Annotated in this window: 18 protein-coding genes, 3 tRNA genes and 4 rRNA genes; 17 read left to right on the top strand and 8 right to left on the bottom strand. The window is 51.7% G+C overall.

Annotated features, from left to right (window positions below):
• Positions 1 to 38: 38 nt before the first annotated feature.
• From rplQ to H650_RS11970, 4 genes are all read left to right on the top strand, one after another.
• Entirely contained in the window at positions 39 to 425 is a 387-nt protein-coding gene (gene rplQ, locus H650_RS11985) for a 50S ribosomal protein L17 (protein WP_001216372.1), read from the top strand.
• Positions 426 to 533: 108 nt separating this feature from the next.
• Complete coding sequence (locus tag H650_RS11980) at positions 534 to 902, top strand: DnaJ family domain-containing protein (protein WP_020455494.1); 369 nt, start codon at positions 534 to 536, stop codon at positions 900 to 902.
• Between the two features lie 2 nt (positions 903 to 904).
• Positions 905 to 1336, top strand: a complete 432-nt coding sequence (zntR, locus tag H650_RS11975) for a Zn(2+)-responsive transcriptional regulator (RefSeq protein ID WP_020455493.1) — start codon at positions 905 to 907, stop codon at positions 1334 to 1336.
• A gap of 57 nt (positions 1337 to 1393) precedes the next feature.
• Entirely contained in the window at positions 1394 to 1606 is a 213-nt protein-coding gene (locus H650_RS11970; RefSeq protein WP_020455492.1) for an alternative ribosome-rescue factor A, read from the top strand.
• Here the strand turns inward: H650_RS11970 and mscL are convergent.
• The 5 genes from mscL to def form a co-directional block, all read right to left on the bottom strand.
• A complete protein-coding gene (gene mscL / locus H650_RS11965) occupies positions 1603 to 2016 on the bottom strand; it encodes a large-conductance mechanosensitive channel protein MscL (protein ID WP_020455491.1) in 414 nt (137 codons plus the stop codon). The genes H650_RS11970 and mscL overlap by 4 nt on opposite strands.
• A gap of 144 nt (positions 2017 to 2160) precedes the next feature.
• Positions 2161 to 3537, bottom strand: coding sequence for a Trk system potassium transporter TrkA (gene trkA, locus H650_RS11960; RefSeq protein ID WP_007369830.1), 1377 nt, complete (start codon positions 3535 to 3537; stop codon positions 2161 to 2163).
• A 22-nt stretch (positions 3538 to 3559) separates the two neighbouring features.
• Positions 3560 to 4849 carry a 16S rRNA (cytosine(967)-C(5))-methyltransferase RsmB gene (gene rsmB / locus H650_RS11955; protein ID WP_044489745.1) on the bottom strand — a complete coding sequence of 430 codons (1290 nt, stop codon included), beginning with the start codon at positions 4847 to 4849 and terminating at the stop codon, positions 3560 to 3562.
• A 45-nt stretch (positions 4850 to 4894) separates the two neighbouring features.
• Complete coding sequence (gene fmt, locus H650_RS11950; protein ID WP_020455489.1) at positions 4895 to 5842, bottom strand: methionyl-tRNA formyltransferase; 948 nt, start codon at positions 5840 to 5842, stop codon at positions 4895 to 4897.
• Positions 5843 to 5863: 21 nt separating this feature from the next.
• Complete coding sequence (gene def, locus H650_RS11945; RefSeq protein ID WP_007369833.1) at positions 5864 to 6373, bottom strand: peptide deformylase; 510 nt, start codon at positions 6371 to 6373, stop codon at positions 5864 to 5866.
• Between the two features lie 129 nt (positions 6374 to 6502).
• Here def and dprA point away from each other — a divergent pair, with 129 nt between their 5' ends.
• From dprA to H650_RS11915, 6 genes are read left to right on the top strand one after another with little or no spacing between them, the layout of a single operon-like run.
• Complete coding sequence (gene dprA / locus H650_RS11940; protein ID WP_020455488.1) at positions 6503 to 7627, top strand: DNA-protecting protein DprA; 1125 nt, start codon at positions 6503 to 6505, stop codon at positions 7625 to 7627.
• On the top strand, positions 7599 to 8072 hold the full coding sequence (gene smg, locus H650_RS11935) for a DUF494 family protein Smg (protein ID WP_017460081.1): 474 nt from the start codon (positions 7599 to 7601) through the stop codon (positions 8070 to 8072). Before dprA ends, smg begins: the two co-directional genes overlap by 29 nt.
• A gap of 26 nt (positions 8073 to 8098) precedes the next feature.
• A complete protein-coding gene (locus H650_RS11930; RefSeq protein ID WP_020455486.1) occupies positions 8099 to 8656 on the top strand; it encodes a DNA topoisomerase family protein in 558 nt (185 codons plus the stop codon).
• Positions 8646 to 9218, top strand: coding sequence for an L-threonylcarbamoyladenylate synthase type 1 TsaC (gene tsaC / locus H650_RS11925; protein WP_020455485.1), 573 nt, complete (start codon positions 8646 to 8648; stop codon positions 9216 to 9218). The genes H650_RS11930 and tsaC overlap by 11 nt, the downstream gene beginning before the upstream one ends.
• Positions 9219 to 9222: 4 nt before the next feature.
• Positions 9223 to 10041 carry a shikimate dehydrogenase gene (aroE, locus tag H650_RS11920; protein ID WP_020455484.1) on the top strand — a complete coding sequence of 273 codons (819 nt, stop codon included), beginning with the start codon at positions 9223 to 9225 and terminating at the stop codon, positions 10039 to 10041.
• Positions 10038 to 10295, top strand: coding sequence for a DUF1488 family protein (locus H650_RS11915; protein WP_020455483.1), 258 nt, complete (start codon positions 10038 to 10040; stop codon positions 10293 to 10295). Before aroE ends, H650_RS11915 begins: the two co-directional genes overlap by 4 nt.
• On the opposite strand, the gene H650_RS11910 is transcribed toward H650_RS11915, so the two are convergent.
• On the bottom strand, positions 10271 to 10825 hold the full coding sequence (locus H650_RS11910; RefSeq protein ID WP_044489507.1) for a gamma carbonic anhydrase family protein: 555 nt from the start codon (positions 10823 to 10825) through the stop codon (positions 10271 to 10273). The two genes, H650_RS11915 and H650_RS11910, sit on opposite strands and share 25 nt — an antisense overlap.
• 475 nt (positions 10826 to 11300) lie before the next feature.
• On the opposite strand from H650_RS11910, the gene H650_RS11905 reads away from it, so the two are divergent.
• The 7 genes from H650_RS11905 (at position 11301) to rrf (H650_RS11875) (ending at position 16715) form a co-directional block, all read left to right on the top strand.
• Positions 11301 to 12840 (top strand): 16S ribosomal RNA (locus H650_RS11905).
• A gap of 70 nt (positions 12841 to 12910) precedes the next feature.
• A tRNA-Ile gene (locus H650_RS11900) sits at positions 12911 to 12987 on the top strand.
• A 110-nt stretch (positions 12988 to 13097) separates the two neighbouring features.
• A tRNA-Ala gene (locus H650_RS11895) sits at positions 13098 to 13173 on the top strand.
• A 178-nt stretch (positions 13174 to 13351) separates the two neighbouring features.
• Positions 13352 to 16258 (top strand): 23S ribosomal RNA (locus tag H650_RS11890).
• A gap of 96 nt (positions 16259 to 16354) precedes the next feature.
• Positions 16355 to 16470: ribosomal RNA gene (gene rrf, locus H650_RS11885) — 5S ribosomal RNA — on the top strand.
• 14 nt (positions 16471 to 16484) lie between these two features.
• Positions 16485 to 16560 (top strand) — tRNA-Thr (locus tag H650_RS11880).
• A gap of 39 nt (positions 16561 to 16599) precedes the next feature.
• A 5S ribosomal RNA gene (rrf, locus tag H650_RS11875) occupies positions 16600 to 16715 on the top strand.
• Together the 16S, 23S and 5S rRNA genes with 3 tRNA genes alongside form the textbook arrangement of a ribosomal RNA operon.
• A gap of 476 nt (positions 16716 to 17191) precedes the next feature.
• On the opposite strand, the gene H650_RS11870 is transcribed toward rrf (H650_RS11875), so the two are convergent.
• Positions 17192 to 17950 (bottom strand): amino acid ABC transporter ATP-binding protein, encoded by a 759-nt coding sequence (locus H650_RS11870; protein WP_044489506.1) that lies wholly within the window; start codon positions 17948 to 17950, stop codon positions 17192 to 17194.
• 8 nt (positions 17951 to 17958) lie between these two features.
• The gene (locus H650_RS11865; protein ID WP_017457272.1) at positions 17959 to 19062 is read right to left on the bottom strand and encodes an amino acid ABC transporter permease; all 1104 of its coding nucleotides are present in this window, start codon (positions 19060 to 19062) and stop codon (positions 17959 to 17961) included.

Here is a 19062-nt window from a genome sequence, read left to right as displayed (position 1 = left end):
GGATCACAGGTTAAGGTTTTACTGAGAAGGATAAGGTCATGCGCCATCGTAAGAGTGGTCGTCAACTGAACCGCAACAGCAGCCATCGCCAGGCCATGTTCCGTAACATGGCAGGCTCTCTGGTTCGTCATGAGATCATCAAGACGACCCTGCCGAAAGCGAAAGAGCTGCGTCGCGTAGTTGAGCCGCTGATTACTCTTGCCAAGACGGATAGCGTTGCTAATCGTCGTCTGGCATTCGCCCGCACTCGTGATAACGAGATCGTGGCAAAACTGTTTAACGAACTGGGCCCGCGTTTCGCGAGCCGTGCCGGTGGTTACACTCGTATTCTGAAGTGTGGTTTCCGTGCTGGTGACAACGCGCCGATGGCATACATCGAGCTGGTTGATCGCTCTGAATCGAAAGCAGAAGCTGCTGCAGAGTAATCTGTAGTAACGTAAAGAAACCCGCTTCGGCGGGTTTTTTTATACCAGTAGTTCGGCCTCTTCCCTACAATATATGCATCTTTTTTGTTCATTCCGTCGAGAGCCGTTATGTGGTTACTAGATCAGTGGGCAGAACGCCATATTCTCGATGCTCAGCAAAAAGGCGAGTTTGTTAATCTACCCGGCAGCGGTGAGCCGTTGTTGCTGGATGATGATTCTCATATCCCTGCGGAGCTCCGCGCTGGGTATCGCTTGCTCAAAAATGCTGGCTGCCTGCCACCAGAACTCGAATACCGTAAAGAAGCCGTGATGCTTATCGATCTGCTCAATAGCGTGCAGCACGATCACCCGGATTTTCAGCTTTTACATCGCCGTTTGTCGTTACTGGAAATGAAGCTGCGCCAGGCTGGCTTAAGCACCGATTTCCTGCGAGGCGATTATGCCGCCAAACTGCAGCAAAAAATTAATGAGGTGTAATCATGTATCGCATTGGTGAAATCGCGAAACTCGCAGAAGTCACGCCAGATACGATCCGTTACTACGAAAAGCAGCAAATGATGGATCATGAGGTCAGAACCGAAGGCGGATTTCGGCTTTATACGGACAAAGATCTGCAACGGCTCAAATTTATTCGCCATGCCCGACAATTAGGATTTACCCTCGAATCCATCCGCGAACTGTTGTCGATCCGTATTGATCCTGAACACCACACCTGCCAGGAGTCGAAAAGTATTGTGCAGGCTCGCCTGAGCGAGGTTGAAGCCCGCATCGAAGAGTTACAGTCCATGCGCCGCTCGTTGCAAAAACTGAATGATGCATGTTGTGGTACAGCACACAGCAGTGTTTATTGTTCTATTCTTGAGGCGCTTGAACAAGGCGCGAGTGGTAAACCGACCACAACGGCCTGTTGATCTTCTGCATAGAGAGAGCTACACTCCGGCCGTTTTAATACACAATCTGGAGGCGTTATGAGCCGCTATCAGCATACTAAAGGGCAGATCAACGATAACGCTATTGAAGCTTTGTTACATGATCCGCTATTTCGCCAGCGTATTGAGAAAAACAAAAAAGGGAAAGGAAGTTATTTACGGAAAGCCAAACATGCAAAAAAAGGCTTTCAGGAGGCCAGTGGCAAGCAAGCGAATCGCTTATTTACCACTGGCCTTCTTGCATTTGCTTAACTGCGATTATTTTGCTCTTTCAGCAAATCGCGAATTTCACTCAGCAACACTTCCTCTCTACTCGGTGCCGGTGGCGCTTTCGGTTCTTCTTCTTGCTTACGTTTCAGCTTATTGATCAGCTTGATTGCAATGAAAATCGCAAAAGCGACGATGATGAAGTCAAAAATGTTCTGAATAAACACGCCATAGTGCATGACGACAGCCGGAACGTCGCCCTGCGCGTCGCGTAGCGTCCAGGCAAATGATTTGAAATCAATCCCGCCAATTAATAACCCCAGCGGCGGCATAATGATATCTGCAACCAATGACGACACAATTTTGCCGAAAGCTGCACCGATAATGACCCCAACCGCCAAATCCACCACATTTCCGCGCATTGCAAATTCACGGAACTCTTTCAAAATGCTCATATCCCTTCTCCATGTGCAGACTGTCGGATTAAGTCTAACAAATTACCGATCAATTTCCATTTGGGCAGGGTGATTGTAATGATTTCTTAAACCCTGATAAAAGCGGGGAATAATGTGTGGGCGCATCTAATTGCGCCCGGGTTATTACAGGAAGAATGGGCTCGGCTGGAATAAGCGCTCGACGTCCGTGATATATTTTTTGTCCGTTAAAAACATAATCACATGGTCGCCTTGCTCAATACGCAAATTATCATTGGCAATCATGACATCATTTCCACGTACCACCGCACCGATGATTGTGCCTGGCGGCAATTTAATTTCATCAATAACACGGCCGACAACGCGGGACGTCGTTTCGTCTCCGTGTGCAACTGCTTCAATTGCCTCTGCGACACCGCGACGTAACGATGAAACGCCAACGATATCCGCTTTACGCACATGGCTAAGCAGAGCGGAAATAGTTGCCTGTTGTGGCGATATGGCAATATCAATCACACTGCCCTGAACCAAATCGACATAAGCGCGGCGTTGAATGAGCACCATCACTTTCTTGGCTCCCATCCGTTTGGCCAGCATTGCAGACATAATGTTGGCTTCGTCGTCATTGGTGACAGCAATAAAGAGATCCACCTGATCGATATGTTCTTCGGCCAGTAATTCTTGATCGGAGGCGTCGCCATAAAACACGATCGTATTTTGCAGTTTCTCGGCCAGCTCCGCCGCACGTTGTTGATCGCGCTCGATCAACTTCACGCTGTAGTCTTTTTCCAGCTGACGAGCCAGACCGGCGCCGATATTACCACCGCCAACCAACATAATGCGTTTATACGGTTTTTCCAGCCGCTGAAGTTCACTCATAACGGCACGGATATGCTGCGATGCGGCAATAAAGAATACTTCATCACCTGCTTCAACAATCGTTGAGCCTTGCGGGCGAATAGGTCTGTCGTGGCGAAAAATAGCCGCAACGCGAGTATCAATATGCGGCATATGCTCGCGCATGGTTGACAACGCATTTCCCACCAACGGGCCGCCATAATAGGCTTTCACCACAGCCAGGCTGACTTTTCCTTCGGCGAAATTCACGACCTGCAATGCGCCGGGATATTCGATGAGGCGATAAATACTGTCGATAACCAACTGCTCCGGCGCGATCAAATGATCGATGGGAACGGCTTCTGAGTGAAAAAGCTTATCCGCGTCGCGAACATAATCTGGCGAGCGGATGCGGGCAATACGGTTTGGCGTATTAAACAGCGAATACGCGACCTGACAGGCAACCATATTGGTTTCATCCGAGCTGGTCACCGCAACCAGCATATCGGCATCGTCAGCGCCAGCTTCGCGTAGCACGCGGGGGTGAGAACCGTGGCCTTGTACGACGCGGAGATCGAATTTGTCCTGCAAACTACGCAGACGGTCGCCATTAGTATCAACAACGGTAATATCGTTATTCTCTCCGACCAGGTTTTCTGCCAGCGTGCCACCAACCTGCCCTGCACCCAGAATAATTATTTTCATCTGTTGTGACCCGTTGTTCCCATCACTGTTTGATTATCTTAGCGTAAAAGAAACCATCGCCTTCTTCCGCACCTGGCAGTTTCTGCAAGCCAGGGTTTTCCGGCGTACCCGTTTCGCTCAGTTGCGCATCAGTTGTGCGTTTGAGAAAAGCGGCAACCTGCTGACTGTTCTCTTCCGGCAAGATGGAGCATGTTGCATACACCAGCGTACCGCCTGGTTTCAAATGCGGCCAGATAGCATCCAGAATTTCAGACTGTAACTGCGCTAACTCGGGAATATCGCGATCGCGACGCAGCCATTTGATATCTGGATGGCGTCGAATAACACCCGTCGCTGAGCAAGGCGCATCCAGCAGGATACGATCGAATTGTTCATCACCGCACCATTGTCCCGGGAAACGCCCATCGCCCTGTTTTACCTGCGCTTTCATGCCCAGTCGTTTCAGGTTGTCGTAAACACGCGACAAACGTTGCTCGTCTATGTCTACCGCCAACACGCTGGCCTCGGGAGCGGCTTCGAGTATATGCGTGGTTTTGCCACCGGGTGCTGCACATAGATCGAGAATGCGCTCACCGTTTTTCGGCGTAAGGAAAGCAATGCAGCCCTGAGCAGAAGCATCCTGTACCGTAACCCAACCCTCGGCAAAACCCGGCAGAGCGGTGACTGGTGCTGGGCTCGCCAGGCGTACCGCATCGGGATAATCCGGATGCGGGGATCCTTGCAAACCGGCCTCTTCCAGCAATCTTAACCAGCCATCGCGTGAATTGTGCTGACGATTGACACGCAGCCACATCGGCGGTCGCTGGTTGCTGGCTTCGACAATGTGTTGCCATTGGTGTGGATAGGCTTTTTGCACACGGTGTAACAGCCACTTCGGGAACAGAAAATGATTTTCGCTTTGGGCGAACTCTGCCAGTAATTCTTCCTGTTGCCGCAGGAATTGACGTAATACGCCGTTAATCAAGCCTTTAAGCTGCGGACGCTTAATGACCACTGCACCTTCTACGGTTTCTGCCAGCGCCGCATGGGCAGGGATGCGCGTATGCAGAAGCTGATAAAACCCAACCATGATCAGATAGTGCACCGCGCGCTGCTTGCCCGTCATTGGGCGCGACATCAATTTATTGATGAGCCAGTCGAGCTGTGGCAATACGCGTAAAACACCAAAGCACAGCTCTTGCAGCAGCGCTTTATCTTTGTCGGAAACCTTTTGTTGCAACGGCGGCAGGATATTGCTGAGCGATTGCCCTTGTTCTATGACCTGCTCAACTGCCTGCGCAGCCATGCTGCGTAAATTTATTTGTTTTTTCATCGCGATAAAAATAAAAACGCCCGGCAAGCCGGGCTAAAAATACTCTCAGGCCAGAGGGTTACCAGGGACAAACCATTCCCGCCGTGAATTCAGCAGATCCTGCGCGCTCATTGCTTTCTTACCGGCAGGCTGCAGCGATTCAAGATTCAATATTCCATCGGCAGTTGCAACCTGAATACCCGCTTTCGACACTTCCACGATCGTACCGGGTTTCTCTGTTGTCTTAGACGGAATAACCGACGCTTTCCAGACTTTCACTGGTTGCTCATCAACCACAAACCAGCTCATTGGCCAGGGGGTGAAGGCGCGAATGCATCGTTCAAGCTGGGCGGCGCTGAGCGACCAGTCCAGGCGCGCTTCCTCTTTGCTGAGCTTCTCTGCGTAAGTGACCTGCGCTTCGTCTTGCACCTGCGGTTGTGCTGTGCCCTGAGCAAGCTGTTGCAGCGTCGCAATTAATCCCTGCGGACCGAGCTCTGCCAGTTTGTCATACAGCGTGGCGCTAGTGTCTTCATCGGTGATCGGGCAGGCGAGTTTAAACAGCATGTCGCCAGTATCCAGTCCCACATCCATTTGCATGATAGTGACGCCGGTTTCCGCATCACCTGCCCATAGTGAGCGCTGAATAGGCGCCGCGCCACGCCAGCGTGGCAGCAGTGAACCGTGAACATTTATGCAACCCAGGCGCGGCATGGCCAGCACTGCTTTGGGCAGGATCAGTCCGTATGCCACCACCACCATCACATCGGCGTTGAGGCTGGCAACCAACTGCTGGTTTTCCTCTGCACGTAACGATGCAGGTTGAAACACCGGCAGGCCTTTTTCTTCCGCCAGCACTTTGACTGGGCTTGGCATCAGCTTTTTACCGCGACCAGCAGGGCGGTCTGGCTGGGTGAAAACCCCCACCACCTGATGCTCAGAAGACAACAGCGCGTCAAGATGACGCGCTGCAAAGTCCGGAGTGCCGGCGAAAATAATACGTAGAGAATCTGACACGTTTATCCTTTTCAGCCCGTTTTATGCGCGGGCGTTCATACGATCCAGTTTTTCAACTTTCTGGCGAATGCGCTGACGTTTCATCGGCGACAAGTAATCAATAAACAGCTTACCTACCAGATGATCCATCTCATGCTGAATACAGATTGCCAGAAGACCGTCGGCTTCCAGTTCGAATGTTTTTCCGTCACGATCCAGCGCGCGGATTTTTACTTTTTCGGCGCGAGGTACCAGTGCACGCTGTTCCGGAATAGACAGGCAACCTTCTTCAATACCTGTTTCTCCGCTTTTTTCCAGCAGCTCAGGGTTAATCAACACTAATTGCTCGTCGCGATTTTCGGAAACGTCGATCACGATGATGCGCTGGTGAATATCAACCTGCGTTGCTGCCAGCCCAATACCTTCTTCTGCGTACATCGTTTCAAACATATCATCGACGATACGTTGAATGTCCGCATTCACTTCTTTTACCGGCTCGGCGACTTTGCGAAGGCGCTCGTCCGGAATATGTAACACATGCAAAACTGCCATAAATATCCAGAGTCGTGTTCAGGAGTTGGTGAGAATATTACCTCTATTCTAGACAAATCCCCCCGCGATTGACAGCATCAGTGACCAATCGCAAGGATTGCTAAAGCGGCTTATGGCAGGGGATAAAGGATGACGAGCACGGAGATTTGGCTACGGTTGTTACAGGTGACCACGCTATGTGGCGATCAATGGCTGAAAGCAGCACAGTGGCTGGAACAAAACCAGAGCGCATCCTTCGCTGAACTTCGACTCATCGGGTTTACAGAAGCGCAAACGCAGCGCTTTTTCTCTCTTTCTGCATGTGAGCTTGAAAAGAGCCTTAACTGGCTTGCACAACCGGGTAATCATTTAATTATTGCCAGCGATCCGGCGTATCCTGCACCTTTGCGTGCTATTCCTGATTTTCCCGGTGCTATTTTTGTTAAAGGCAATCCAGCGGTACTGGCAACACAACAACTGGCCGTTGTTGGGAGCCGCGCACATTCATGGTATGGCGAGCGATGGGGGCGGATTTTTTGTGAAGTGCTTGCTCGTGCTGGGCTAACGATTACCAGTGGCATGGCGTTGGGGATCGATAGCGTGGCGCACCGGGCGGCTTTACAGGTTAATGGAAAAAGCATTGGCGTACTGGGGAACGGTTTATACAGCCTCTATCCGCGCAAGCATGCTTCGCTTGCAGCAGAAGTAATTGAAAGCGGTGGTGCACTGGTATCCGAATTTCCCCTCGCGACTATGCCGAAGCCGGGTAATTTTCCGCGCCGAAACCGCATCATCAGTGGGCTCAGCCGTGGGGTACTGGTTGTAGAAGCCGCTTTGCGTAGTGGTTCGCTGGTGACCGCGCGGATTGCGCTTGAACAAGGCCGTGATGTTTTTGCATTACCCGGTCCTATTGGTAGCCCGGGAAGCGAAGGGCCGCACTGGTTAATCAAACAAGGGGCAATACCGGTAACATCGGCTGATGAGATCCTCGAAAATTTGCAATATGGGCTGAATTGGCTGTCTGAGGTACGCGAAAATGCAATTTATTCTCCAGATCAAGAAGAGGTGGCATTGCCATTTCCTGAGCTCCTGGCTAACGTAGGAGATGAGGTAACACCTGTTGACGTCGTCGCTGAACGTGCCGGCCAACCTGTGCCAGTCATCGCAGCTCAATTGCTTGAACTGGAGTTAGCAGGATGGATCGCAGCTGTACCCGGCGGCTATGTCCGATTGAGGAGGGCAAGCCATGTTCGACGTACTAATGTACTTGTTTGAGACTTACATCCATAACGAAGCGGAATTGCGTGTGGATCAGGACAAACTGGAACGGGATCTTACCGACGCCGGATTTGATCGTGAAGACATCTACAATGCACTTTTGTGGCTAGAAAAGCTGGCTGATTATCAGGAAGGCCTCGCCGAACCGATGCAGCTTGCTTCTGATCCGCTTTCTGTCCGTATTTATACGGCGGAAGAGTGTGAAAGGCTGGATGCCAGTTGCCGGGGATTCTTGTTATTCCTGGAGCAGATTCAGGTGCTAAACCTCGAAACGCGAGAAATGGTGATTGAACGGGTGCTGGCGCTGGATACGGCAGAGTTCGAGTTGGAAGATCTGAAATGGGTCATTCTGATGGTGCTCTTCAATATCCCTGGGTGTGAAAACGCCTACCAGCAAATGGAAGAATTACTCTTTGAAGCGAATGAAGGTATGCTGCACTAATCATTTTTGCAGCTTCAAGAGTCGTTATGGCCAAATCAGCACTCTTTTCGGTGCGTAACAACGAGCCCTGCCCACAATGCGGGGCTGAACTTGTTATCCGTTCCGGGAAACACGGTCCGTTTCTCGGATGTTCTCAATATCCGGAATGCGATTATGTTCGCCCACTGAAAAGCCAGGCGGATGGACATATTGTTAAAGTTCTGGACGGGCAGCAGTGCCCTGTGTGTGGGGCCGCGCTAGTGCTGCGTCAGGGACGCTTCGGTATGTTCATTGGCTGCAGCCAGTATCCTGAATGCGAACATACTGAGTTGATTGATAAGCCCGACGATACCGCAATCACTTGCCCACAATGCCGAAGCGGGCATCTTGTTCAGCGCCGCTCCCGATATGGTAAAACCTTTTATTCCTGCGATCGTTACCCAGATTGCCAGTTCGTTATAAATTTCAAACCGGTGGCGGGTGAATGTCTTGTTTGCCACTACCCGCTACTTATCGAGAAGAAAACCGCGCAAGGCGTGAAACGCTTCTGCGCCAGTAAACAATGTGGACAGCCGGTAACGGCGGAACAAACTCGTGAAGAATAACCTGCCAACAGATCCTATCGCTGCGGCGGTGGAGATCCTGAAGAAAGAACACGTCATCGCTTATCCAACAGAAGCTGTTTTCGGTGTCGGTTGCGACCCGGACAGTGAGATTGCGGTTTATCGCTTGCTTGAACTAAAGCAACGCCCGGTTGATAAAGGCCTCATCCTTATCGCTGCCAGCTTTGATCAACTTAAACCCTATATTGATGACAGCATGCTGACTGACGAACAGCGTCAGACGATTTTTGCCTGCTGGCCCGGACCGGTAACGTTTGTCTTCCCGGCGAAACCGAACACGCCGCGCTGGCTAACCGGGCGCTTTGACTCGCTGGCCGTGCGCGTGACTGACCATCAAACGGTGATTGCGCTGTGTGAGGCTTACGGAAAACCGCTGGTATCAACGAGCGCTAATTTATCGGGCTTGCCGCCTTGCAGAACAGCGCAGGAAGTTATCGACCAATTTGGTCCAGACTTCCCGGTTGTCGATGCCCCGACCGGAGGACGGCAAAATCCTTCTGAAATTCGTGACGCCCTTACCGGCGAACTTTTCCGTCAGGGGTAACTGTATGGAATCCTATGCCGTCTTTGGCAATCCTATTGCGCACAGCAAGTCTCCGTTTATTCATCAGCAATTTGCCCGACAACTGGGTATTGAACATTCTTATGGTCGGGTTCTGGCACCGGTAGATGGCTTTGTGCAGACGCTGGATGCTTTTTTTACTGCTGGTGGAAAAGGCGCGAATGTTACCGTGCCTTTTAAAGAGGAAGCATTTGCTCGCGCGAATGAACTCACAGAACGTGCCGCGATGGCTGGGGCGGTAAACACGCTTAAACGCCTTGAAGATGGTCGGTTACTGGGCGATAACACGGATGGGATTGGCTTGTTGAGCGATCTCGAACGCCTCTCTTTTATTCGCCCGGGGTTTCGTATTCTGCTTATCGGGGCGGGTGGGGCAGCGCGCGGCGTCATTCTTCCTTTATTGTCTCTGGATTGCGCCGTGACTGTTACCAACCGTACTTTTTCTAAGGCGCAAACGCTGGCTAAGCTCTTTGCACACACCGGTAGCATTGATGCTGTTGCTATGGATAATTTAGCGAGCCATGAATTCGATTTGATCATTAACGCGACTTCCAGTGGTATTGGTGGGGAGATCCCCGCGTTACCGAATGCGCTTATCCATCCCGAGCTTTATTGCTATGACATGTTCTATCTGAAAGGATCGACGCCATTTCTGAGTTGGTGTGAAAATTCAGGTGCGAAAAAATGTGCGGATGGTTTAGGCATGCTGGTCGGGCAGGCTGCGCATGCGGTGCTGCTATGGCATGGTGTATTGCCGGACGTTGAACCGGTAATCACTCTGTTGAAACAGGAACTGGCAAAATGAATCAGGCCATTCAGTTTCCGGATCGCGAAGGGTGGGATGACGCGGCTGGTGCTGTCTGTTTTCCTGCGTTGGTCAATGGTATGCAAATTACTTGCGCCGTAAAAGGAGAGACGCTAGCAAAGCGCTTTGGTGGCAAAACACCAGAACACTACCTGGCGGTATTTCGTGAACATCGTTGGGATCTGGAAGAGGAGGCGGAACAGTTGATCCGCCAGCAAGAAGAGGATGATCAGGGGATTGTCTGGTTACCTTGATCCAGATATTCATCTTTCCATTTCACGTAATTCCCGGCTGAGTATTTCAACCCTTCAAGCTCCGCTTCCGTCAGGGGGCGGATCTGTTTTACCGGGCTGCCCAGATAAAGGTAGCCACTTTCCAGACGTTTATTTTGGGGAACCAGGCTTCCTGCGCCGATCATCACATCATCTTCGACAACAGCACCGTCGAGTAAGATCGATCCCATGCCAACGAGTACACGATTGCCGATAACGCAGCCGTGCAACATTACCTTATGCCCAACAGTAACATCTTCGCCAATGAGCAGCGGATCGCCTTCAGGATTATAAGAAGATTTGTGCGTAACATGGAGAACGCTACCGTCCTGAATGTTGCTGCGCGCGCCAATCTCAACATAATTCACATCACCACGAATCACGACTAATGGCCAAATGCCCACATCATCAGCAATTCTGACGTCACCAATCACCACGCTGGTGGCATCAATCATTACCCGCTGGCCTAATTGGGGCCGCAGATCCTTATAAGGGCGTAAAACGGTAGACATAATTACCTCATCATAAACAGGCCGGGATAATGACTTTGATCGCAAGAAAGGCCTTCTGCAACCCTTTTACGTACCATTATTTGAGCAGATCGTACGGGATCGCAGCGAAAAGAATGAAAAAACAGCAGTCAGAAAAAAAGATCGCAAAAAGACTTGTGCAAAAAATTGGGATCCCTATAATGCGCCTCCGTTGACCCGACAATGTGAATCACTTCACGAGATAGTCGAGAAAACGAAAGAGAAAAAATCCTGAAAATCAGGGTTGACTCTGAAAGAGGAAAGCGTAATATACGCCACCTCGCGACAGAGCGCTAAAGCGCGTCGCACCTGCTCTTTAACAATTTATCAGACAATCTGTGTGGGCACTCAGGGTGACATGGATTCTTAACGTCGCAAGACGAAAAATGAATACCAAGTCTCAACGAGTGAACACGTAATTCATTACGAAGTTTAATTCATTGAGCATCAAACTTTTAAATTGAAGAGTTTGATCATGGCTCAGATTGAACGCTGGCGGCAGGCCTAACACATGCAAGTCGAACGGTAGCACAGAGAGCTTGCTCTCGGGTGACGAGTGGCGGACGGGTGAGTAATGTCTGGGAAACTGCCTGATGGAGGGGGATAACTACTGGAAACGGTAGCTAATACCGCATAACGTCGCAAGACCAAAGAGGGGGACCTTCGGGCCTCTTGCCATCAGATGTGCCCAGATGGGATTAGCTAGTAGGTGGGGTAACGGCTCACCTAGGCGACGATCCCTAGCTGGTCTGAGAGGATGACCAGCCACACTGGAACTGAGACACGGTCCAGACTCCTACGGGAGGCAGCAGTGGGGAATATTGCACAATGGGCGCAAGCCTGATGCAGCCATGCCGCGTGTATGAAGAAGGCCTTCGGGTTGTAAAGTACTTTCAGCGGGGAGGAAGGGAGTAAGGTTAATAACCTTATTCATTGACGTTACCCGCAGAAGAAGCACCGGCTAACTCCGTGCCAGCAGCCGCGGTAATACGGAGGGTGCAAGCGTTAATCGGAATTACTGGGCGTAAAGCGCACGCAGGCGGTCTGTCAAGTCGGATGTGAAATCCCCGGGCTCAACCTGGGAACTGCATCCGAAACTGGCAGGCTTGAGTCTCGTAGAGGGAGGTAGAATTCCAGGTGTAGCGGTGAAATGCGTAGAGATCTGGAGGAATACCGGTGGCGAAGGCGGCCTCCTGGACGAAGACTGACGCTCAGGTGCGAAAGCGTGGGGAGCAAACAGGATTAGATACCCTGGTAGTCCACGCCGTAAACGATGTCTATTTGGAGGTTGTGCCCTTGAGGCGTGGCTTCCGGAGCTAACGCGTTAAATAGACCGCCTGGGGAGTACGGCCGCAAGGTTAAAACTCAAATGAATTGACGGGGGCCCGCACAAGCGGTGGAGCATGTGGTTTAATTCGATGCAACGCGAAGAACCTTACCTGGTCTTGACATCCACAGAACTTTCCAGAGATGGATTGGTGCCTTCGGGAACTGTGAGACAGGTGCTGCATGGCTGTCGTCAGCTCGTGTTGTGAAATGTTGGGTTAAGTCCCGCAACGAGCGCAACCCTTATCCTTTGTTGCCAGCGGTTAGGCCGGGAACTCAAAGGAGACTGCCAGTGATAAACTGGAGGAAGGTGGGGATGACGTCAAGTCATCATGGCCCTTACGACCAGGGCTACACACGTGCTACAATGGCGCATACAAAGAGAAGCGACCTCGCGAGAGCAAGCGGACCTCATAAAGTGCGTCGTAGTCCGGATTGGAGTCTGCAACTCGACTCCATGAAGTCGGAATCGCTAGTAATCGTGGATCAGAATGCCACGGTGAATACGTTCCCGGGCCTTGTACACACCGCCCGTCACACCATGGGAGTGGGTTGCAAAAGAAGTAGGTAGCTTAACCTTCGGGAGGGCGCTTACCACTTTGTGATTCATGACTGGGGTGAAGTCGTAACAAGGTAACCGTAGGGGAACCTGCGGTTGGATCACCTCCTTACCTTAAAGAACCTGCCTCTGCAGTGTCCACACAGATTGTCTGATGAAATACGAGCAGTAAAAATCTCTGCAGGCTTGTAGCTCAGGTGGTTAGAGCGCACCCCTGATAAGGGTGAGGTCGGTGGTTCAAGTCCACTCAGGCCTACCAAATTTTCCCTGAATACTGCGTTGTAAAATGACTCGCATACTGGTTGTATGCTTCGCCATTTGACGCCTTGTCTCAGGAAAAATTACGGGTATACGGGATTTAACTACGATGGGGCTATAGCTCAGCTGGGAGAGCGCCTGCTTTGCACGCAGGAGGTCTGCGGTTCGATCCCGCATAGCTCCACCATCTTTACTGTTCGGCACAAGAAAACTTCAGAGTACACATTCTGTGTGTGCTGCGAAGTTTTGCTCTTTAAAAATCTGGATCAAGCTGAAAATTGAAACACTGAACAGTGCGAACTGTTCTGTGAGTCTCTCAAATTTTCGCGACACGCGGATGTTCACGAAACATCTTCGGGTTGTGAGGTTAAGCGACTAAGCGTACACGGTGGATGCCCTGGCAGTCAGAGGCGATGAAGGACGTGCTAATCTGCGAAAAGCGCCGGTAAGGTGATATGAACCGTTATAGCCGGCGATGTCCGAATGGGGAAACCCAGTGTGACTCGTCACACTATCATTAACTGAATCCATAGGTTAATGAGGCGAACCGGGGGAACTGAAACATCTAAGTACCCCGAGGAAAAGAAATCAACCGAGATTCCCCCAGTAGCGGCGAGCGAACGGGGAGCAGCCCAGAGCCTGAATCAGCTTGTGTGTTAGTGGAAGCGTCTGGAAAGTCGCGCGATACAGGGTGACAGCCCCGTACACAAAAGCACACAGGCTGTGAGCTCGATGAGTAGGGCGGGACACGTGGTATCCTGTCTGAATATGGGGGGACCATCCTCCAAGGCTAAATACTCCTGACTGACCGATAGTGAACCAGTACCGTGAGGGAAAGGCGAAAAGAACCCCGGCGAGGGGAGTGAAAAAGAACCTGAAACCGTGTACGTACAAGCAGTGGGAGCATCCTTCGGGGTGTGACTGCGTACCTTTTGTATAATGGGTCAGCGACTTATATTCTGTAGCAAGGTTAACCGCATAGGGGAGCCGAAGGGAAACCGAGTCTTAACTGGGCGTTAAGTTGCAGGGTATAGACCCGAAACCCGGTGATCTAGCCATGGGCAGGTTGAAGGTTGGGTAACACTAACTGGAGGACCGAACCGACTAATGTTGAAAAATTAGCGGATGACTTGTGGCTGGGGGTGAAAGGCCAATCAAACCGGGAGATAGCTGGTTCTCCCCGAAAGCTATTTAGGTAGCGCCTCGTGAATTCATCTCCGGGGGTAGAGCACTGTTTCGGCTAGGGGGCCATCCCGGCTTACCAACCCGATGCAAACTACGAATACCGGAGAATGTTATCACGGGAGACACACGGCGGGTGCTAACGTCCGTCGTGAAGAGGGAAACAACCCAGACCGCCAGCTAAGGTCCCAAAGTCATGGTTAAGTGGGAAACGATGTGGGAAGGCCCAGACAGCCAGGATGTTGGCTTAGAAGCAGCCATCATTTAAAGAAAGCGTAATAGCTCACTGGTCGAGTCGGCCTGCGCGGAAGATGTAACGGGGCTAAACCATGCACCGAAGCTGCGGCAGCGACACTATGTGTTGTTGGGTAGGGGAGCGTTCTGTAAGCCTGCGAAGGTGGCCTGTGAGGGTTGCTGGAGGTATCAGAAGTGCGAATGCTGACATAAGTAACGATAAAGCGGGTGAAAAGCCCGCTCGCCGGAAGACCAAGGGTTCCTGTCCAACGTTAATCGGGGCAGGGTGAGTCGACCCCTAAGGCGAGGCCGAAAGGCGTAGTCGATGGGAAACAGGTTAATATTCCTGTACTTGGTGTTACTGCGAAGGGGGGACGGAGAAGGCTATGTTAGCCGGGCGACGGTTGTCCCGGTTTAAGCGTGAAGGTGTGTGCTCCAGGCAAATCCGGAGCACTTTAACACTGAGGCGTGATGACGAGGTACTACGGTGCTGAAGTAACAAATGCCCTGCTTCCAGGAAAAGCCTCTAAGCTCCAGGTAACACGAAATCGTACCCCAAACCGACACAGGTGGTCAGGTAGAGAATACCAAGGCGCTTGAGAGAACTCGGGTGAAGGAACTAGGCAAAATGGTGCCGTAACTTCGGGAGAAGGCACGCTGATACGTAGGTGAAGTCCCTCGCGGATGGAGCTGAAATCAGTCGAAGATACCAGCTGGCTGCAACTGTTTATTAAAAACACAGCACTGTGCAAACACGAAAGTGGACGTATACGGTGTGACGCCTGCCCGGTGCCGGAAGGTTAATTGATGGGGTCATCCGTAAGGAGAAGCTCTTGATCGAAGCCCCGGTAAACGGCGGCCGTAACTATAACGGTCCTAAGGTAGCGAAATTCCTTGTCGGGTAAGTTCCGACCTGCACGAATGGCGTAATGATGGCCAGGCTGTCTCCACCCGAGACTCAGTGAAATTGAACTCGCTGTGAAGATGCAGTGTACCCGCGGCAAGACGGAAAGACCCCGTGAACCTTTACTATAGCTTGACACTGAACACTGGTCCTTGATGTGTAGGATAGGTGGGAGGCTTTGAAGCGTGGACGCCAGTCTGCGTGGAGCCGCCCTTGAAATACCACCCTTTAATGGCTGGTGTTCTAACGTGGACCCGTAATCCGGGTTGCGGACAGTGTCTGGTGGGTAGTTTGACTGGGGCGGTCTCCTCCTAAAGCGTAACGGAGGAGCACGAAGGTCAGCTAATCCTGGTCGGACATCAGGAGGTTAGTGCAATGGCATAAGCTGGCTTGACTGCGAGCGTGACGGCGCGAGCAGGTGCGAAAGCAGGTCATAGTGATCCGGTGGTTCTGAATGGAAGGGCCATCGCTCAACGGATAAAAGGTACTCCGGGGATAACAGGCTGATACCGCCCAAGAGTTCATATCGACGGCGGTGTTTGGCACCTCGATGTCGGCTCATCACATCCTGGGGCTGAAGTAGGTCCCAAGGGTATGGCTGTTCGCCATTTAAAGTGGTACGCGAGCTGGGTTTAGAACGTCGTGAGACAGTTCGGTCCCTATCTGCCGTGGGCGCTGGAGAATTGAGGGGGGCTGCTCCTAGTACGAGAGGACCGGAGTGGACGCATCACTGGTGTTCGGGTTGTCATGCCAATGGCACTGCCCGGTAGCTAAATGCGGAAGAGATAAGTGCTGAAAGCATCTAAGCACGAAACTTGCCCCGAGATGAGTTCTCCCTGAGACTTTAAGTCTCCTGAAGGAACGTTGAAGACGACGACGTTGATAGGCCGGGTGTGTAAGCGCAGCGATGCGTTGAGCTAACCGGTACTAATGAACCGTGAGGCTTAACCTTACAACGCCGAAGATGTTTTGGCGTGAGAGACAGAGAAGATTTTCAGCGAGATACAGATTATGTCAGGGCGTGAGAACGGTCTGACAACAGAATTTGCCTGGCGGCAGTAGCGCGGTGGTCCCACCTGACCCCATGCCGAACTCAGAAGTGAAACGCCGTAGCGCCGATGGTAGTGTGGGGTCTCCCCATGCGAGAGTAGGGAACTGCCAGGCATCAAATTTAGTGTGCTGATATGGCTCAGTTGGTAGAGCGCACCCTTGGTAAGGGTGAGGTCCCCAGTTCGACTCTGGGTATCAGCACCAGTTATAACGGTTAAAGTTCGGCACTTAGAAAAGAATTTGCCTGGCGGCACTAGCGCGGTGGTCCCACCTGACCCCATGCCGAACTCAGAAGTGAAACGCCGTAGCGCCGATGGTAGTGTGGGGTCTCCCCATGCGAGAGTAGGGAACTGCCAGGCATCAAATAAAGCAAAAGGCCCAGTCGAAAGACTGGGCCTTTTGCTTTTCTGCTTACAACCTTGCACATGATGGTCGCACTCAAACCATTTCCACCAGGTCAGTAGCACTTTGAGCATGAATAAATTTAAGCGCCACAGACCCAAAGAGGTAGCGATCAAGCCGTTTCCCTTCAACAGCCAGACATCTAACACCCTCACTCAGAAGTGTAACGCGTAGCGCCAATAATAGTGTGGTTTCCCCTGCGAGAGTCAGGAACGTCGGGCAAACAAGCAAGTACATACCATGCAAAGCACCACCTATATGTAAGGCGGTATTGATTAGCGTGCCCCAGAATCCGTAAGAAGTGCGTTCGGCCAACTCAGTGAGATAGATAGCCGGTCCCCAACTTTTTGCTAAGCATACTTGCACGACGCGCTTTTGCGTAGGCAATAAAAAAGGCCACCCGCATGAGTGGCCTGTAACAATCGGGGAGAGATCAATGAATAACCTGCGACAAAAACGCGCGGGTACGTTCTGATTTCGGGTTCGCGAAGAACTCTTCCGGCGGTGCCTGTTCAACGATTTCACCCCGATCCATAAAGATCACGCGATCGGCAACGGTGCGCGCAAAACCCATTTCGTGGGTGACACACAACATCGTCATGCCGGACTGCGCCAGCCCAATCATGGTATCCAGCACCTCTTTTACCATCTCCGGATCCAGCGCTGAAGTTGGCTCATCGAACAGCATGATTTTAGGCTTCATACATAATGAACGGGCGATCGCCACACGTTGCTGCTGTCCACCGGAAATCTGCCCCGGAAACTTATGCGCATGCTCGGCAATGCGCACACGTTCAAGATAATGCATTGCCAGCGCTTCAGCCTCCTTCTTGGGCATCTTACGTACCCAAATCGGTGCCAGCGTACAGTTTTGCAAGACGGTCAGATGCGGGAATAAATTAAAGTGCTGGAACACCATTCCCACTTCCTGGCGGATCTTTTCGATATTGCGGATATCTTCATTTAACTCAATGCCATCAACGACAATACGCCCTTGTTGATGCTCTTCCAGATGGTTAATACAGCGGATCGTTGTCGACTTTCCAGAACCGGACGGGCCGCAAAGCACAATGCGCTCGCCCTGTTTAACATTGAGATTAATGTCTTTCAGTACATGGAACTGCCCGTACCACTTATTCACATTTTCGAGCGTAATCATCGCGTCGCCAGATTGCATAGTTGTATTACTCATGGGGATCCTCAGTGCGGTGTACGCCCGGTGTTAAAGCGCTTCTCCAGATGTTGGCTGTAGCGCGACATGCTAAAACAGAAAACCCAATAAACTAAGGCAGCAAAAACATAGCCTTCGGTGGACATCCCAAGCCATGCAGGATCGACCGTGGCTTGCTGTACGCTGCTGAACAGATCAAACAAGCCGATGATGATCACCAGACTCGTATCTTTGAACAGAGCAATGATGGTGTTCACAAGCCCCGGGATCACCAGCTTCAGCGCCTGCGGTAAGATCACCAGCCCTTGCGTTTTCCAGTATCCCAGTGCCAGAGATTCCGCCGCTTCATATTGCCCCTTCGGCAGCGCCTGCAAGCCGCCACGCACCACCTCTGCCACATAAGCGGACTGAAACAAGATCACACCGACCAGCGCACGGATCAGTTTATCGATACTGGTACCTTCCGACATAAACAGCGGCAGCATCACCGAGGACATAAACAGCACGGTAATTAAGGGAACGCCGCGCCAGAACTCAATGAAAATGACCGATAACACGCGAACCACCGGCATTTTCGAACGGCGTCCCAACGCCAGCAAAATCCCCAGTGGCAGTGCGCCAGCAATACCAACAGAGGCGATGATCAATGTCAGGGTCAGACCGCCCCACTGGCGGGTTTCAACCCGTTCCAGCCCCAGAAATCCGCCAAACAACAACCACCACACGACAAGCGGATAAATTACCGCCCAGCAAGCGATATAACGCCCGCGACGCGGCAGCGCCTTCCAGAACATCGGTGCGATAGAGAGCAGGCCAACGAGCAGCGCCACATTAATACGCCAGCGTTGATCATGCGGGTAGAGGCCATACATAAACTGGCCAAAACGCTCGTGGATAAACACCCAGCATGCGCCTGCTTTCGTACAATCGGCACGTGTCGAACCAAACCAGTTCGCCTGAAACAGCGCCCAGTCCAGCAAAGGGGGAATCAACTCCCACATTAACCACAGACACAGCAGCGTCAGCAGCGAGTTTGACCAACTGGAGAACAGATTTTTTCGTACCCACACTATCGCGCCATTGCTTCCTGCAGGTGTCTGGCGCGTGGAGGGAGACAGAATTGCTTTTGTCAT

The organism is Enterobacter sp. R4-368 (assembly GCF_000410515.1).
Taxonomy (GTDB): Bacteria; Pseudomonadota; Gammaproteobacteria; order Enterobacterales; family Enterobacteriaceae; genus Kosakonia.
The sequence above is the reverse complement of the archived record's forward strand: the minus strand, read 5'-3'. Positions and strand labels throughout refer to the sequence as shown.

Bases quoted from the DNA above. Each gene is read 5' to 3' on its own strand.
- H650_RS11930 (WP_020455486.1), top strand. From the start codon at position 8,099: ATGGCCAAATCAGCACTCTTTTCGGTGCGTAACAACGAGCCCTGCCCA.
- def (WP_007369833.1), bottom strand. From the start codon at position 6,373: ATGGCAGTTTTGCATGTGTTACATATTCCGGACGAGCGCCTTCGCAAA.
- H650_RS11980 (WP_020455494.1), top strand. From the start codon at position 534: ATGTGGTTACTAGATCAGTGGGCAGAACGCCATATTCTCGATGCTCAG.
- dprA (WP_020455488.1), top strand. From the start codon at position 6,503: ATGACGAGCACGGAGATTTGGCTACGGTTGTTACAGGTGACCACGCTA.
- H650_RS11870 (WP_044489506.1), bottom strand. From the start codon at position 17,950: ATGAGTAATACAACTATGCAATCTGGCGACGCGATGATTACGCTCGAA.
- H650_RS11915 (WP_020455483.1), top strand. From the start codon at position 10,038: ATGAATCAGGCCATTCAGTTTCCGGATCGCGAAGGGTGGGATGACGCG.
- mscL (WP_020455491.1), bottom strand. From the start codon at position 2,016: ATGAGCATTTTGAAAGAGTTCCGTGAATTTGCAATGCGCGGAAATGTG.
- zntR (WP_020455493.1), top strand. From the start codon at position 905: ATGTATCGCATTGGTGAAATCGCGAAACTCGCAGAAGTCACGCCAGAT.
- aroE (WP_020455484.1), top strand. From the start codon at position 9,223: ATGGAATCCTATGCCGTCTTTGGCAATCCTATTGCGCACAGCAAGTCT.
- smg (WP_017460081.1), top strand. From the start codon at position 7,599: ATGTTCGACGTACTAATGTACTTGTTTGAGACTTACATCCATAACGAA.
- rsmB (WP_044489745.1), bottom strand. From the start codon at position 4,849: ATGAAAAAACAAATAAATTTACGCAGCATGGCTGCGCAGGCAGTTGAG.
- H650_RS11865 (WP_017457272.1), bottom strand. From the start codon at position 19,062: ATGACAAAAGCAATTCTGTCTCCCTCCACGCGCCAGACACCTGCAGGA.
- H650_RS11910 (WP_044489507.1), bottom strand. From the start codon at position 10,825: ATGTCTACCGTTTTACGCCCTTATAAGGATCTGCGGCCCCAATTAGGC.
- H650_RS11970 (WP_020455492.1), top strand. From the start codon at position 1,394: ATGAGCCGCTATCAGCATACTAAAGGGCAGATCAACGATAACGCTATT.
- trkA (WP_007369830.1), bottom strand. From the start codon at position 3,537: ATGAAAATAATTATTCTGGGTGCAGGGCAGGTTGGTGGCACGCTGGCA.
- rplQ (WP_001216372.1), top strand. From the start codon at position 39: ATGCGCCATCGTAAGAGTGGTCGTCAACTGAACCGCAACAGCAGCCAT.